The organism is Chitinophaga caseinilytica (assembly GCF_038396765.1).
Lineage (GTDB): Bacteria > Bacteroidota > Bacteroidia > Chitinophagales > Chitinophagaceae > Chitinophaga > Chitinophaga caseinilytica.
In genome coordinates, this window is sequence record NZ_CP150096.1 from 1878950 (window position 1) to 1894163 (window position 15214).

13 protein-coding genes are annotated in these 15214 nt (G+C 55.2%); 5 read left to right on the top strand and 8 right to left on the bottom strand.

What is annotated here, in order from left to right:
- Positions 1–64: 64 nt before the first annotated feature.
- A complete protein-coding gene (locus WJU22_RS08065; RefSeq protein WP_341842727.1) occupies positions 65–1012 on the bottom strand; it encodes an NAD(P)H-dependent flavin oxidoreductase in 948 nt (315 codons plus the stop codon).
- A 15-nt stretch (positions 1013–1027) separates the two neighbouring features.
- On the bottom strand, positions 1028–2020 hold the full coding sequence (locus WJU22_RS08070; RefSeq protein WP_341842728.1) for a sugar phosphate nucleotidyltransferase: 993 nt from the start codon (positions 2018–2020) through the stop codon (positions 1028–1030).
- Positions 2021–2240: 220 nt separating this feature from the next.
- Between WJU22_RS08070 and glyA the strand changes: the two genes are divergently transcribed.
- The gene (glyA, locus tag WJU22_RS08075; RefSeq protein ID WP_341842729.1) at positions 2241–3521 is read left to right on the top strand and encodes a serine hydroxymethyltransferase; all 1281 of its coding nucleotides are present in this window, start codon (positions 2241–2243) and stop codon (positions 3519–3521) included.
- 80 nt (positions 3522–3601) lie between these two features.
- Here the strand turns inward: glyA and WJU22_RS08080 are convergent, their stop codons facing one another.
- On the bottom strand, positions 3602–5953 hold the full coding sequence (locus tag WJU22_RS08080) for a PDZ domain-containing protein (RefSeq protein WP_341842730.1): 2352 nt from the start codon (positions 5951–5953) through the stop codon (positions 3602–3604).
- A gap of 160 nt (positions 5954–6113) precedes the next feature.
- Between WJU22_RS08080 and WJU22_RS08085 the strand changes: the two genes are divergently transcribed.
- From WJU22_RS08085 to WJU22_RS08100, 4 genes are read left to right on the top strand one after another with little or no spacing between them, the layout of a single operon-like run.
- Positions 6114–6950 carry an ABC transporter ATP-binding protein gene (locus tag WJU22_RS08085; RefSeq protein ID WP_341842731.1) on the top strand — a complete coding sequence of 279 codons (837 nt, stop codon included), beginning with the start codon at positions 6114–6116 and terminating at the stop codon, positions 6948–6950.
- 10 nt (positions 6951–6960) lie between these two features.
- Positions 6961–7812: a hypothetical protein gene (locus WJU22_RS08090; protein WP_341842732.1), complete on the top strand. Its 852-nt coding sequence runs from the start codon at positions 6961–6963 to the stop codon at positions 7810–7812.
- 18 nt (positions 7813–7830) lie between these two features.
- A complete protein-coding gene (locus WJU22_RS08095) occupies positions 7831–8208 on the top strand; it encodes a GntR family transcriptional regulator (protein WP_341842733.1) in 378 nt (125 codons plus the stop codon).
- Between the two features lie 9 nt (positions 8209–8217).
- Positions 8218–8958 carry a hypothetical protein gene (locus WJU22_RS08100; protein ID WP_341842734.1) on the top strand — a complete coding sequence of 247 codons (741 nt, stop codon included), beginning with the start codon at positions 8218–8220 and terminating at the stop codon, positions 8956–8958.
- A gap of 70 nt (positions 8959–9028) precedes the next feature.
- On the opposite strand, the gene WJU22_RS08105 is transcribed toward WJU22_RS08100, so the two are convergent.
- From WJU22_RS08105 to WJU22_RS08125, 5 genes are all read right to left on the bottom strand, one after another.
- On the bottom strand, positions 9029–10204 hold the full coding sequence (locus tag WJU22_RS08105; RefSeq protein WP_341842735.1) for a M20 family metallopeptidase: 1176 nt from the start codon (positions 10202–10204) through the stop codon (positions 9029–9031).
- The gene (locus WJU22_RS08110) at positions 10204–10629 is read right to left on the bottom strand and encodes an SPOR domain-containing protein (protein ID WP_341842736.1); all 426 of its coding nucleotides are present in this window, start codon (positions 10627–10629) and stop codon (positions 10204–10206) included. The genes WJU22_RS08105 and WJU22_RS08110 overlap by 1 nt, the downstream gene beginning before the upstream one ends.
- 39 nt (positions 10630–10668) lie before the next feature.
- A complete protein-coding gene (deoC, locus tag WJU22_RS08115; protein WP_341842737.1) occupies positions 10669–11331 on the bottom strand; it encodes a deoxyribose-phosphate aldolase in 663 nt (220 codons plus the stop codon).
- Positions 11332–11420: 89 nt separating this feature from the next.
- Positions 11421–14768, bottom strand: coding sequence for a preprotein translocase subunit SecA (secA, locus tag WJU22_RS08120; RefSeq protein WP_341842738.1), 3348 nt, complete (start codon positions 14766–14768; stop codon positions 11421–11423).
- Between the two features lie 63 nt (positions 14769–14831).
- Positions 14832–15194 carry a hypothetical protein gene (locus WJU22_RS08125; RefSeq protein WP_341842739.1) on the bottom strand — a complete coding sequence of 121 codons (363 nt, stop codon included), beginning with the start codon at positions 15192–15194 and terminating at the stop codon, positions 14832–14834.
- Positions 15195–15214: the final 20 nt, after the last annotated feature.

The window sequence follows — 15214 nt, forward strand, 5'->3', positions numbered from 1 at the left end:
TAATAGAAAAAGGCCATCTTTCCGGATGGCCTTTTTTATTTGAATTTCTTGATGGCAGGGATGATCAGAGCGATCCGAGTTGGGAACAGGTAGTGCGGAACTCGTTCCAGATTTCGTGGAGCACATCGGCCGCGGGCTTGATTTCGCGGATAAGCGCGCTCACCTGGCCGATTTCCAGTTCGCCTTCATCGAGCTGTCCTTCGAACATGCCTTTCTTGGCGCGCCCCCGGCCCAGGAGCCCTTTCAGCTGCTCGATGTCTGCCCCTTCCGTTTCGGCTTTTTTCACCGCTTCGAAAAATGCGTTCTTCAAGAGTCGTACCGGCGTCAACTGCTTCAGCGACAACATCGTATCGCCTTCTCCCGCTGTGATCACCGCCTGTTTGAAAGCTTCGTGCGACGAAGCTTCCGGCGTGGCCACGAACCGGCTGCCCACCTGAACGCCCGAAGCGCCCAGCGCGAAAGCCGCCGCCATGGCCTTTCCCGAGCCGATGCCGCCCGCTGCTATCACAGGGATCGTGACAGCGGCCGCCACCGCGGGGATGAGCACCATGGTCGTAGTTTCTTCGCGGCCATTGTGGCCCCCGGCTTCGAAACCTTCGGCCACTACCGCGTCTACACCTGCTTCCTGGCTCTTTACTGCGAATTTGCTGCTCGATACCACGTGTACCACCTTCACACCGTGCTCTTTCAGCAAGGGCGTCCAGGTTTTTGGATTGCCCGCGGAAGTGAACACCACCGGCACTTTCTCTTCCAGGATGATCTGGATATGTTTGTCGAGATCGGGATATAAGAGCGGTACGTTCACGCCGAAAGGCTTGTCTGTAGCCGATTTGCACTTTTGGATATGTTCGCGCAGCACATCGGGGTACATGCTGCCGGAGCCGATGACCCCCAGTCCGCCGGCGTTGCTCACCGCACTGGCGAGCCGCCATCCGCTGGCCCAGATCATGCCTGCCTGGATGATGGGATATTCGATGCCGAATAAGCTGGTAACGGGGTTTTGGAATGCCATCTGCCGAAAATTGGTTTAACCGAGATCGATTTCCGTGTTATCGCCGATATTGAGGCTCTGGCTGAGCCCGCGGATATTGGCGTCGCTACCGATGAGCGACGATTTCAGCACCACTTCGTACAGGTTGCTGAAAGAGCCGATGATGGAATCTTTCACGATGGAATAACTGATGACGGTATTATCGCCGATGGCCACGTTGGGGCCGATGATGCTGTTTTTGATATTGCAGCCTTCGCCGATGCTCACGGGAGGGATGATGATGGTATTCTCGTAAGGCAGCACCGGGCTGGCCGACAATTTATACTTCTTCAGCAAGGTGGCATTGGTTTCGAGGAGGGTTTCCTTGCGGCCGCAGTCGAACCAGTTGTTGACCTTGAACGCGTTGAACCGCACGCCGTGCTGGATCATGCACTCGAGGGCATCGGTGAGCTGAAACTCGTCGTGCGAGCGCACCTGCAGGCGGATATTGTCTTCCAGGCATTGGTACAGTTGTTCCGTTTCCCGGATTTTGTACATGCCTACGAGGGCGAGGTTGGATTTGGGGATCTGGGGTTTTTCGATCACCCGGGTGATGGTCAGTTCTTCGCCGAGCTCGGCAACGCCAAAGTTGCGGGGATCGTCGACCTTCTTCACGCCCAGTACGGAAACCGGTGAGTTGATCACTTCCTTGAAATCCACTTCCACGATGGTGTCTCCCAGAACGATGAGCACTTCGTCGCCCGCCACTACGTCTTTGGTCAGCAGAATGGCGTGGCCGGTGCCTTCGCGGGAATTCTGCTGCACGAAGTGCATCGTCAGATCGGGGTATTTCTTTTCTACGTAATGCTGGATCTTTTCACCGAGATAGCCCACCACGAAAACGAATTCGCGGATACCGGACTCCACCAGCTGGTCTACGATAATGCTCAGGATGGTGCGGCCCGCCAGCGGTATCAAAGCCTTGGGCTGCGTATATGTATGCGGGCGCAATTTTGTGCCTGCACCTGCGACTGGAATAATTGCCTTCATGTATCGGGTTTGATGGAAGTGGTCCACTGCTACAGTTACGGATTCACTTTGCTTCAGGGGGGCAAATTACGGAATAACGGGGAATAAAAACATGATAACGGTCTGGCTGCGAAAAGATATTAGCGTTTTAGTATATATGGCTGGACGCTACTTTTCATCAATTCCAACTTTATATTTAGTAGGAAGATGATTAATTTTGCGTCTTAAATTTTCTTTCATCATGCAAAGAGACCAGCAGATCTTCGACATCATCCGCCAGGAACTGGAAAGGCAGCGCCATGGCATTGAACTGATCGCTTCTGAGAACTTCACGAGCCATCAGGTAATGCAGGCCATGGGCAACGTAATGACCAACAAGTACGCCGAGGGCTATCCCGGACGCCGCTATTATGGCGGTTGCGAGATAGTTGACATGAGCGAGCAGCTGGCCATCGACCGTGCCAAACAGATTTTCGGCATCGAGTACGCCAACGTGCAGCCCCACTCCGGTGCGCAGGCAAACGCGGCGGTTCTGCTGGCCATCCTCCAGCCGGGCGACAAAATCCTCGGCCTGGACCTCAGCATGGGCGGCCACCTCACGCACGGCTCCGCGGTTAACTTCTCCGGTAAACTGTACCAGCCGTTGTTTTACGGTGTGAATAAAGAAACCGGCCTTGTTGAGTACGACAAGATGGAAGAGGTTGCCCTCGCCGAAAAACCCAAACTAATCATCTGCGGTGCTTCGGCATACAGCCGCGATTGGGATTACACCCGCATCCGCGAGATCGCCGACAAGATCGGTGCCTTCGTGATGGCAGACATCGCGCACCCCGCGGGCCTCATCGCCAAAGGGCTCCTGAATTCGCCCTTCGCGCATTGCCATTTCGTAACCACCACCACCCACAAAACCCTCCGCGGCCCCCGTGGCGGTATGATCATGATGGGCAAGGATTTCGAAAACCCCTTCGGCCTCAAAACCCCGAAAGGCGAAATCCGCATGATGTCTAACCTGCTCGATATGGCCGTGTTCCCCGGCATCCAGGGCGGCCCGCTCGAACACGTCATCGCCGCCAAAGCGATTTCGTTCTTCGAGATCCTGTCAGACGATTACGATGTATACGCCCGCCAGATCATCAAAAACGCACAGTCCATGGCCCGCTCCTTCGTGGAAAAAGGCTACCAGATCATCTCCGGCGGTACCGATAACCACCTCATGCTGATCGACCTCCGCAACAAGAACATCTCCGGTAAAAAAGCGGAAAATGTGCTCGTTCAGGCAGATATCACCTGCAACAAGAACATGGTCCCCTACGACGATAAATCTCCCTTCATCACCTCCGGCATCCGCGTCGGCGTTCCCGCCATCACCACCCGCGGCCTGACGGAAGATCACATGCCGCAAATCGTGGAATGGATCGACAAACTGCTCCTCGACGCCGACAACGAAGGCCTGCAGCAGCGCATCCGTGGCGAAGTGAACGAATTCATGAAACAATTCCCCCTCTACCCCGAAATGGGCTGAGGCTGATCCAAGCGAATAATGAAAAAGGCCGGTCTGGAGCGTATGGCTCCCGGACCGGCCTTCTTCGTTTAACAGGTGAATTATTTATTCGCCAGTGTGATCTCCTGCTCGCGCTGGTTGCGGAACACCACCGCTTTCAGGTTGGTGCGCCAGGCGATGGGCTGGTATACGGAAAGGAAGGTTTTTACCGAGTTGACGGGCTGGCCATCCAGTTTCAGCAACACGTCGTTCGTGCGCAGACCAGCTTTCCAGGCGTCGCTGTTTTCCGGCACCGTTACGAAATACGCGCCTTTTTCATCGGGGAGGCCCGTGGCGGAGCGTTCTCCCAATCCTTCGATGTTCTTCACTTTCGCACCTTTCCATTCGAGCAGATCGCCTTTCGAGGATGCGGCGGAAAGCAGGATGGCAGGAAGGGGAACGGGCGCCGCAAGCTTTTTGTACGACGCGATCCGCGTTCCGAAATTGTCTATCGGAAAATCGCGGTAGGTAATCTTGCCCGGCATGCTGGAGGGTTTCAGCCGGTAATCACCTTTCTTGAAGTCGCGGAACTGGAGGTCGAGCACATAGGAATTTTTATCCGTGCCGCGCTGCTGTGCCGCTTCGAGGGAAGCCTTGTCGGGGAAGAAATTGTTATCCACCTTCTTGCCCCAAACATTGACCTGGATGGGCTTGTAGTCGGTAGTCACCACGTTGGCGGTGAACACGTCGTTGCTGTTCGCAAACCATACGTGCGGGTGGAAAGTGTTATTGATCATCAGGTTGTGATGTACTCTCCTGAAAAATCCTTCCCGCAGTTTCAATCCGCCGTTCAGGCAAACGTTGTCGTAAATGTCGTAATAGGAAGAGCCGTCGTCCAGATCGATGTCCCAGCCATGATCGCAGCGGAAACGGTTTTCGCGGAGGATGGTGGTGCCGAGGATGTCGAGCTTCGTGAGGTTGATGTTCGCCATGGTGGCGCTGTCCATGATCCTGCGGTTGGCGTGCCAGAACCTGTCGCGGCCCCAGCTGTTGAAAGCGCCGTGGTCGCCGGTTTCGAGTACGGTATTGTATACGTCGTTCCGCTCGATGAGGTGGCCGCCGAACGTTCCTTCGCTGACATTGATGCCCGCGCGCGGCACGTTGTGGATCGTGTTATGCGCCACATGGATGGCGTTCGAAATGCTGATCTGCACGCCGGCCGATTGCTTTTCGATCTCGCCGGAAAATTGAATGAGGTTGTCTGACGCACTGCAGTTCTTCGGGAATTCTTCCGATTTGGGGCCAGGCGTGAAGTCCATTTCGCTGAAAGGCACGGCCAGGTTGTATTCGAAAGCCGGAGACCGCACGGCGCCCGGGCTGCCGACAAACGCGATGCCGGATGCGCCGGGCCTGTATATATGATTGCTGTCGATGCGCACGTTGCGGTTATAGTTGTTCACGAACACAGCGTTGCCGCCCACTTCGTCGAACAAGCAATTGGTAATGGCCGCGTTTTCAGCCCCTTCCACCAGCACGGCCCCGCCGCGGTAGATGGTCCAGTCGCTGCGCAGGAGCGGTTCTTTTGTGAGCATGAACGTGCGCTTGTTGCCGGTGAACGTGATCCCGCGGACGGTGACGTTCTTCAAAGGCTGTTCCATACTCCCTTTCAGCACGATCAGCTCCGTGGTGGCCGCGTAAGCGATGTTGGCGGCCGGTTTTTTCCCGTTCCCGGGTTGGAAATACAGGGTGTGTTCGGATGCGTCGAAGAACCATTCGTGCGGGGCGTCCAGTTCTTCGCGGACGTTTTCCACGAACCGATGGTCGGGGTGGAGGCCCATCTGGCGGTTGTTTTGCCAGCCGCCTTCCAGGATGGCGTTCCCTTGTGCATCCACGCCGGTCACTTTATAATGATAGCCGCCCCATTCGGCGCGGTGCAACGCGTGGACGATGGCGGTTTCCGGATGTTTCCAGGTTTTGATGCGCGCCGGTGAAAGTGCGTCGGCAGCAGTGCCATGGTAAAAGCGGGCCGAAGAATCGTAGTTGGGGTAACGGGCGGAGATTTGCAGTTTCCCATTTACGTACAGCCTGTCCATTTCCGTGATGCCCGCTGGGATGGCGGTTTTCCAAATGCCGTTCCCGGCGTCCTGCCAATTGGCGGTGAGTTTCCGGGCGCCGCTGATAACGGGCTTTTCGCCCGGCTGCGCCTTGATGGTAAAGGGTTGGTGTTGCGGATTGTCGGCGGTCGTGAGCACGAAAGGCGCATCAAGATAATAGGTGCCGTCCCTTAAAATTACGGTGGTGGCTTTACCGGGAGACCGGCGCCAGGTTTCCCGGGCGCCTTCCAACGTGGCTTTGGGTTTGGCCATAGTACCGGGATTGGCATCGTTGCCGGTGGGCGATAGGTAGACGAGGGTTTCCTGGGCCTGTAACGCCAGGGGCAACAACAGGCTGCAGGCGATGATCCATTTCAGCATAGCGATTCTTTAGTAATGGCAAGATAGCCCCTTGCTTCCGGGCCGGTTGGTAGTAATTGAACAAATCCTGACAAAATTATTTGGAAGTACGGATTCTATCATTACATTTGTAGTGTACTAGTTAAATAGTACACTGTTCATCCACCTATAACATTATCAAATGGTATCCCTTCAAAACATTGCCTATTCTTACCGGCGTGGGAAGCCGGTGCTCGACGGGTTGAGCCTTACCCTGGCACCCGGCCGTATTTACGGCCTCCTCGGCCGCAACGGCACCGGTAAAAGCACGCTGCTTTACCAGATGGCCGGTTTGTTATTCCCCCAATCCGGTTCCTGCACGGTGTTCGGTTTCACGCCCATGCGCAGGGAGCCCGCTTTCCTGCAGCAGGTGTACGTGGTACCGGAAGCGTTCGTTTTGCCCGACCTTTCATCCGGCGCCTACATCCGTTTGAACGCGCCTTTTTATCCCACGTTCGATCATGCGCTGTGCAGCAGTATTCTCCAGCAGTTCGGCATCGGGGAAGCAGGCAGGTTGAACCGCCTCAGCCACGGCCAGCAGAAGCAGTTCCAGATCGCCTTCGCCATTGCCACCGGCGCGAAGCTGTTGCTGCTGGACGAGCCTACCAATGGGCTGGACATCCCCTCCAAACAACAATTCCGCAAAGTAGTGGCGGGCAGCTTGCGCAACGATCAGGTGATGGTCATCAGTACGCACCAGGTCCGCGATCTCGACAGCCTCATAGACGATGTGCTGATCCTGGACCAGGGGCGCATCGTGCTGCAGGCGCCGGTGTCGCGGATCACGGAGCGGCTCGTGTTCCGCAAAGTGAAGGAGCGCGCCGAAAGCGGGAAGCCGCTCTATGCCGAAGAAGCCCTGGGCGGGTTCGCCGTCATCGCCCGCAACACGACCGACGAAAGCTCGCGGCTCGATATGGAACTGCTGTTCAACGCGGCGCTTTCCGGCGAAACATCCATTCTTCCCATTCTTCAAGATTAAAATCCCGACCATGCAATTTTCACTCAATCGGTGCGTACAGTTGCTCAAGCTGCAACTCGTCACAGACCGCAAATTATATCTCTACGGTGCATTGGCGCTATTCGCAACGCAGTTTTCCGTGTTGTTGTATTATGCCCTTACGTTCGAAGACGGGCTTTTCTTCGAGAAGCAGGAAGGTTTCGTGCTGGAGGGCTTCATCATTTTCAATTTCATCATGGCCGCCGTGTGTTTCCGGGATTTGCACGCAGGTTCTTCAAGGCTGCGTGCGCTGATGTTGCCGGTTTCAGTGGCAGAGCGAATCGCTGTGGGCGTTTTTACGATCCTGGTCGTGTTGCCGGTCGGTTATTTTGCTTCCAGCTTCCTGAGCGCGGGTATCGTGCATCAGATCGACAACCAGGTATTGCTGAACGCTAACCGGTTTTACTTTTTCAATGGGGCAAGGGGAATCGACTTATCGTTTTTGAAGATGTTCTTAACGATATTTATTATAGGATTAGCAGCCAGCGCGGTTTTCAGGAAATTTGCGGTAGTGAAGGCGGTAGCCGCGTTTTTACTGTTGTTCGTTGGCATCAACGCCGTCAACAGCCTGTTCGCCAGGCTCCTGCTGGATAAGCTCCCGTTGACGGAAAGCATGCGCGAGCAGCGGGTCGGCATCATTCCTGACCATGTCAATACGTTCAATCACGGCCCGTTCGGGACATGGTACTTTGATACGAGGGATGAATCGGGCCAGTCTGTCCTGTATTACCAGGTAAAGGCCACCGCTAGCGTAGAAATGATTGAAATGATCGCAGGGTACCTGATGTTGTTCGGCTTGATGTACGTGACCGTTCTGAAACTCCGCGAGCAAGAACTTTCCTGACAACCTCAACTGAAAATCATGGAATTTAATAATCAATTATCCATCTACCTCCAGATCGCCGACCATGTTTGCGACCGCATTCAGCTGGGGGAGTGGGTTGAGGAGGGAAAAATACCTTCGGTACGGGAGCTTGCGGTGAGCCTCGAAGTGAATCCCAATACCGTCATGCGCTCTTACGAGCATCTGCAGCAATTGGGCGTCATTTACACGCGGCGCGGCCTGGGTTACTTCGTTTCTCCCGGCGCGGTCAGCAAAGTAACGGGGCTGCGGAAAGAACAGTTCCTGGAAGAAGAGCTGCCGCAGTTTTTCCGGAAAATCTATCTCCTCGGTATCGGGCTCGACGAGCTGAAAGACCGGTTCGAAACATTTAAAGACCGCCAGTTAAAGGCGCAATAAAAACACCATATGAAAAGAAGCAATATCATCATACTGATCTTAATCCTGCTGGTGCCGGCTGGTTTGCTGATGCACAACCTGTCGCTGCGGGCGGCTTTCCAACATGCAAAAGCGGAGCCGATGCGTAAATATGAAGGTGACCAGCGGTATTTCAGGAAGCTCCCGCCGTATCACCACATCGTCCTGGAAGGCGGTGTACGGACCAAAAGCCGTAAAAGAAGAAACGGTGCCTCCCCAAACAACGTACAGGCCCGGATCTGGGTAGGCAGTGTCAGTGAACCGGCGCTGGAATACCGGGCGGATATGAAACCCTTCCTGCGAACGGAAGTTCGCAACGATACGCTGTACTGCTGGTTTGAGGCGGATAACTTCGGCGAATGGCGGAGAGTTGCAAGATCGTACCGGGAATTGGAGATCAAGGTGCCGGGTATAGTGAGTATCACGGCCGACAGCATCAACCTCGATATCGTTCAACTGGTGCAGCGCTCGCCCATATCCGTTCAATATACCAATATGACGGTCGCCAATATCGGGTATACGGATCTTACCCGGCTCAATTTGAATGGCCTCGCAACATACATGCATATCAGCGGCGGGAAAGTGGATACTTTGCGATATACGTTGGGAGACGAATCGCAGCTTACCGTTGGGGCTGGACTGGTAATCGGGAAAAAGGAATTGGTGAAGGCGGGTGAACATGCACGATTCAACGTAATCGGCGTTGCAGCGGATTCGGCGATGATACGATAAGCTGTTTTTCCCTATAAAAAAACCGCCCAGGCAAGGTGCCCGGGCGGTTTTTTTATGTGCTTCAGTGAAGTCAGAATTGTGTGGCGAGGTAAGCCATCGTTCCCGCGCCGATTTCCAGTGCGCGTTCGTCGATGTCGAATTTGGGCGTGTGCACGCCGGAGGTGATGCCTTTGGCTTTGTTGCCGGTACCGAGGCGGAAGAAGCATGCGGGGATCACCTGCGAGTAGAACGCGAAATCTTCGGCGCCCATCCGCAGTTCGGTGTCCACCACGTTATCGGCGCCCAGGTAATCTTCGGCGAGTTTACGGGCGTTGGTGGTCACGGCTTCGTTATTGTACAGCGTGGGGTAGCCCACGAGGATGTCGATATCGATTTCCGCGCCCATGGCGTGCACCAGTTCGGTGGCTTGTTTGCGTATCAGCTCATGCGCCTTGAATCGCCAGGTTTCGTCCATCGCCCGGAAAGTGCCCATGAGCTTCACTTCGCTGGGGATCACGTTGGTGGTGTGCCCGCCGTTGAAGGCGCAGATAGACAATACGGAAGGGGAGAAAGGATCGTTGTTGCGGCTGATGATCTGCTGGAGGCTTACCACCAGGTTGGATGCGATGAGGATGGTATCTGCCGTGAGATGGGGCGCCGCGGCATGGCCGCCTTTGCCTTTCACGGTGATGTAGATCTCGTCGGCGCTCGCCATGTATTTTCCTTCCCGGAAGCCCAGGAGCCCCGTTTCCATGGCGGGGAGCACGTGGAGGCCGAGGATAGCTTCGGGTTTCGGGTTTTCCAGTGCGCCGTCCTGGATCATGAGGCTGGCACCGCCGGGATGCTTTTCTTCGCCGGGCTGGAAAAGGATTTTCACGGTGCCTTCGAACTCGCCCCGCAGCTGTTGCAGGATGCGCGCGGCGCCGAGGGCCACGGTGGTATGCACGTCGTGGCCGCAGGCATGCATGATGCCGGGGTTTTGTGATTTATAGGGGACGTCGTTCGCTTCTTCGATCGGCAGCGCATCGATATCACCGCGCAGGGCGATGACCTTTTTGCCGGGGTTTTTCCCTTCGATAAGGGCCACTATGCCCGTTCCGGCAACGCCGGCGCGGTAGGGAACGCCCCAGCTTTCCAGCTGCTGCTGAATGAATTTCGACGTTTCGAATTCCTGGAAGGATAGTTCGGGATGTGCATGCAAATGTCTTCTGCAAGCCACCAGGTCAGCGGCGTATTCGCTGGCCAGGGCTTTGATCCGCTCTTTCATTAATCTTCTTTTTCCGGTGATACGTTGATGATGGTAGGCACTACGAACGCGCCGTTGGGGAAGTATTCCGCCAGTTCCTTGCGCAGTTCGGTCGCCTCCTCGCGGGATTTGAAGTCGCCCACACGCACCTTGAAATAAGGGGCTTCGAAGTCGATGTAGGTCCGGTAATCGGGATAGCGTTGCATCACGCGGGTTTTGGCCTCATTGGCTTCGTTCCGCTTGTTGGTGGTGAGCACCTGAACGCGGAAGCCGGGCTGGTTGCGGATAGCCAGGTTGTTGATATACACCTGTTTACGGATAAGGATGTCTATCCGGCTGTCTTTGGTCACTTTAACATTGCCTTCCTGCTGCACCGATTCCTGCGCGCGCAGGGCGGTAGCGGCGGATAAAAGCAATAGCAACAGGCAGCCTGTTCTTAACATCATATATTTGGTTCGTTTGATGGCAAAATGGTTTTTCGGTCCCTATTGCAGGGCGGCCGCTTCTTTCATGATCGCTACACCGGCGCTCGTCCCGATCCGGGTAGCGCCTGCGGCGATCAGTTCCTTGGCGAAAGCAAAGGTACGAATCCCTCCCGAAGCCTTGATCTGAATATTGGCGGGGAGGTTTTTCCGCATGAGGGCCACTGCTTCCACGGAAGCACCCTTCTCGGCGTAGCCGGTACTGGTTTTCACGAAATCGACCCCGTACCGCCCATATAGCTCGCAGCATCGCACGATCTCTTCCTCCAATAATATGCCACTTTCGATGATCACCTTGATCTTGCGCTGTTTGTTCCGGATGATGGGCATGATGGTAGCGATTTCCTTTTCCAGGAATGCCCAGTCGCCCCCGCGCACCGCGATGAGGTTGGCGACCATGTCCAGCTCGTCTGCCCCGTCGATGATAGCGAGCACGGATTCGGCTACTTTGGCCTCTATGGCGGAATAGCCGAAGGGGAAACCGATGACGGTGGCGATGGCGGTGGTGGTGCCGCCGAGGAAGGTTTTGGCCGTGCTTACGAAAGGAGGCGGCACGCACACGGCGGCGAAGTCGTATTCCACGGCTTCCATGCTGAGGCGTTTTACGTCGTCGAGCGTAGTAACGGGTTTGAGGACGGTATGGTCGATGTACCGGTTAATGTTCATTTTCTGAAGGGTGTTTTCCAAAAATAAAAAAACGGAGTTACGCAGGATGGTCCCGGGTAACTCCGTTGGTTATTTTACGCAGCGGGTATTTATTGTTCTTTCCCGTGACAGTTTTTGAATTTCTTGCCGCTACCGCAGGGGCAGGGATCGTTCCGGCCTACTTTGGGGCCTACGCGAACGGGTTCCTGTTTGGGCTCGTCCATGGCGGGCGCGTAATCTTCGCGGCGGGCGGAGGCGGAGCCTTGCTGTTGCTGCGGAGCGTTGTGGCCATTGGAAGCTTCCGGGTCCTGGTGGGAGGCGCGCATGTGGCTCATGTCGGTTTTTTCTTCATGGCCTTCGGTGATCTGCGCTTCTTCTTCGGCCTGCTGACCGGGGATGCCGGCTTTGCAGAGGAAGGAAACGATCTCTTTGGAGTTTTCGGCGCTCATCTGTTTGAACAGCTCGAACGCTTCAAATTTATAGATCAGCAGCGGGTCTTTCTGTTCGTACACGGCGCTTTGAACGGACTGTTTCAGGTCGTCCATGGCGCGGAGGTGCTCTTTCCAGGCGTCGTCGATCAGGTTGAGGGTGATGGAGCGCTCGAGTGCGGAGATGGTCTCCTTGCCGTGGGTGTCCACCACCTTGCGGAGGGGCGCCAGTACGTGGAGGCCGCGGCGGCCGTCGGTGAACGGGATCGAAATGTTCTCGATATGCTGGCCCTGCTCTTCGAAGATCTTTTTGATGACGGGGTAGGTACCGGTCACCACCTCGTTGGTACGGCGGTGGTAATTGGCAACCGCTTCACCATAGAGCTTTTCAGCGATTTCCTGCACGTTCCCTTTCTGGAATTCGTCTTCGGAAATCACGGTATCTATCGCGAAGTTCTTGATCACTTCCAGTTTGAACGCTTCGAAGTCGCCGGTGGCGCGATGCGTGTTTACCAGGTTATCCGCTACTTCGTAGAAGGCATTGTCGATATCGATGGCGAGGCGCTCGCCGAACAGGGCGTGGTTGCGTTTGGAATAAATTACCGTACGCTGCTTGTTCATCACGTCGTCGTACTCGAGCAGGCGCTTACGGATGCCGAAGTTGTTCTCTTCCACTTTCTTCTGGGCGCGTTCGATGGAGCGGGTGATCATGCTGTGCTGGATCACTTCGCCTTCCTTGTAACCCATACGGTCCATGAGCGCGGCGATACGGTCGGAGCCGAACATGCGCATCAGGTCGTCTTCCAGCGATACGAAGAACTGGGAAGTACCGGGGTCGCCCTGGCGACCGGCACGGCCGCGCAACTGGCGGTCTACACGGCGGCTTTCGTGGCGTTCGGTACCGATGATGGCGAGACCGCCGGCATCTTTCACGCCGGGCCCCAGCTTGATGTCCGTACCACGGCCGGCCATGTTGGTGGCGATGGTCACGGCGCCGGGCATACCTGCTTCGGCCACGATCTGGGCTTCACGGGCGTGCTGTTTGGCGTTCAGTACGTTGTGGGGGATTTTTTCGAAGGTGAGCATTTTACCGAGGAGCTCAGACACCTCTACCGAGGTAGTACCTACCAGTACGGGGCGGCCCGCTTCTTTCAGTTTCTTGATCTCTTCGATCACGGCGCGGTATTTATCGCGCTTGGTTTTATATACGAGGTCTTCCGCGTCTTTACGGGTGATCGGCAGGTTGGTGGGGATGGTTACCACGTCCAGCTTGTAGATTTCCCAGAACTCGCCGGCTTCGGTAGTGGCCGTACCGGTCATACCACCGAGTTTGTGGTACATACGGAAGTAGTTCTGCAGGGTAATGGTGGCGAACGTTTGGGTGGCGGCTTCCACTTTCACGTTTTCCTTGGCTTCGATCGCCTGATGCAGGCCATCGGAGTAACGGCGGCCATCGAGGATACGGCCGGTTTGCTCGTCCACGATTTTCACTTTCCCGTCCATCACCACGTATTCCACGTCTTTTTCGAAGAGGGTGTACGCTTTGAGGAGCTGCTGCACGGAGTGGATGCGTTCCGATTTCACGGCGAAGTCCTGGAGGAGCTGGTCTTTCCGGGCCATTTTATCTTCGGCGGTCAGGTCCATTTTTTCCAGTTCCGCGATTTCGGAGCCAACGTCCGGCATTACGAAAAACGCGGGGTCTTCGCCGGCGCCGGTGATGAGGGCGATACCTTTATCGGTGAGGTCTACGCTGTTGTTCTTTTCGTCGATATGGAACAGGAGGCCTTCGTCTACCTTGGGCATTTCGCGCTGCTGGTCGGCGATGTAATAGTTCTCCGCTTTCTGCTGGAGCACTTTCATGCCGGGTTCGCTGAGGTATTTGATGAGGGCGCTGTTCTTGGGGAGGCCGCGATGGGCGCGCATGAGCGCGAGGCCGCCCGTTTTCGGGTCGTCTTTCCCTTCGGCGATGAGCTTCTTGGCTTCGAGGAGGCTGGAGGTCACGATCTTGCGCTGCTCTTCCACCAGCCGCTGGATGCGGGGCTTCAGGGTGTGGAACTCCTGCTCGTCGCCACGGGGGATAGGGCCGGAGATGATGAGCGGGGTACGCGCATCGTCGATCAAAACACTGTCCACCTCATCCACCATCGCGAAGTGGTGCTTGCGCTGCACCATTTCTTCGGGGCTGTGCACCATGTTATCGCGCAGGTAATCGAAGCCGAATTCGTTGTTGGTACCGTAGGTAATGTCTGCCTGGTAAGCGTTGCGGCGCTCGAAGGAGTTGGGCTGGTGCTTGTCGATGCAATCCACGGTGATGCCGAGGAATTCGAACAGGGGGCCGTTCCATTCGGAGTCACGACGTGCGAGGTAATCGTTCACCGTTACCACGTGCACGCCTTCGCCGGTGAGGGCGTTGAGGTAAGCGGGGAGCGTGGAAACGAGGGTTTTACCTTCACCCGTCGCCATTTCGGAAATTTTACCCTGGTGCAATACCATACCGCCGATCAGCTGTACGTCGTAATGCACCATGTTCCAGGTTACTTCCGTACCGCCCGCGATCCAGGTGTTCTTCCAGGCCACTTTGTCACCTTCGATGGTCACATAGTCGCGCAGAACGGCGAGGTTGCGGTCCATATCGGTAGCGGTGGCGGTGATAACGGGATTTTCCTTGAGCCTGCGGGCCGATTCCTTCACGACTGCAAATGCTTCGGGAAGGAGCTGGTTGAGGACTTCTTCTATTTTCTTGTTACGATCTTTCTGGAGCTTGTCGATCTCACGGTAGATGAGATCTTTGGTGTTCACGTCCTCTTCGGACTCTGCGGAAGTTTTCTTCTCTGCGATCTCCCGGTCTATTTCGGCCAGGTGATCCTTGATACGGGAACGGAAAACCTGCGTTTTGCCACGCAGTTCGTCGATAGGCAGGGATGACAGTTTTTCATACTCCTCGTTGATCTGCTTCACCATGGGAAGGATCAGCCTGATGTCTCGCTCAGACTTGTTTCCTCCGAAAAGCTTTGTTAAAAAACCTAGCATGTTAAAATTTTCGATGTCTAAAAGAATAAAGGAACCTGGTTGCGGGGGAAATATAGTCAAATATTAAGCCCGGATGCCAGGTTGTGACAAGGTGGCAGGAGCAGGCCTGCGGACCAAGGCTGGTAAAATTAGGAATTTTTGGGGGATGACCCTATCAAATCCCGGAAAAATTAAGCCTGCCGCGGTATTTCTGCCGTTTGGAAGGAGAAAATGCAGGATTTCTGCGGACGGGAAACGCCCCCGCCCCCGGAAGCCCTTTTTACAGCCCCGTTCCCCATCCCCGACTTCCTTAAAAAAAATAATTAGTGTTGGATAGACACTATCCCACAAAAAATGAGCACATTCGTGTCCGGCATTTTCCGCTTTTTCATCACAAAAAGTAAAAAATGTGGAAATACTTTTTATAAATTTAAAGGTTTTAATCACCGTATTAGATTTTTACAAAC

Coding starts and splice junctions, on each gene's coding strand:
- WJU22_RS08105 (WP_341842735.1), bottom strand. CDS start 10,204: ATGAAAGAGCGGATCAAAGCCCTGGCCAGCGAATACGCCGCTGACCTG.
- WJU22_RS08065 (WP_341842727.1), bottom strand. CDS start 1,012: ATGGCATTCCAAAACCCCGTTACCAGCTTATTCGGCATCGAATATCCC.
- secA (WP_341842738.1), bottom strand. CDS start 14,768: ATGCTAGGTTTTTTAACAAAGCTTTTCGGAGGAAACAAGTCTGAGCGA.
- WJU22_RS08100 (WP_341842734.1), top strand. CDS start 8,218: ATGAAAAGAAGCAATATCATCATACTGATCTTAATCCTGCTGGTGCCG.
- glyA (WP_341842729.1), top strand. CDS start 2,241: ATGCAAAGAGACCAGCAGATCTTCGACATCATCCGCCAGGAACTGGAA.
- WJU22_RS08080 (WP_341842730.1), bottom strand. CDS start 5,953: ATGCTGAAATGGATCATCGCCTGCAGCCTGTTGTTGCCCCTGGCGTTA.
- WJU22_RS08090 (WP_341842732.1), top strand. CDS start 6,961: ATGCAATTTTCACTCAATCGGTGCGTACAGTTGCTCAAGCTGCAACTC.
- WJU22_RS08095 (WP_341842733.1), top strand. CDS start 7,831: ATGGAATTTAATAATCAATTATCCATCTACCTCCAGATCGCCGACCAT.
- WJU22_RS08070 (WP_341842728.1), bottom strand. CDS start 2,020: ATGAAGGCAATTATTCCAGTCGCAGGTGCAGGCACAAAATTGCGCCCG.
- WJU22_RS08085 (WP_341842731.1), top strand. CDS start 6,114: ATGGTATCCCTTCAAAACATTGCCTATTCTTACCGGCGTGGGAAGCCG.
- WJU22_RS08110 (WP_341842736.1), bottom strand. CDS start 10,629: ATGATGTTAAGAACAGGCTGCCTGTTGCTATTGCTTTTATCCGCCGCT.
- deoC (WP_341842737.1), bottom strand. CDS start 11,331: ATGAACATTAACCGGTACATCGACCATACCGTCCTCAAACCCGTTACT.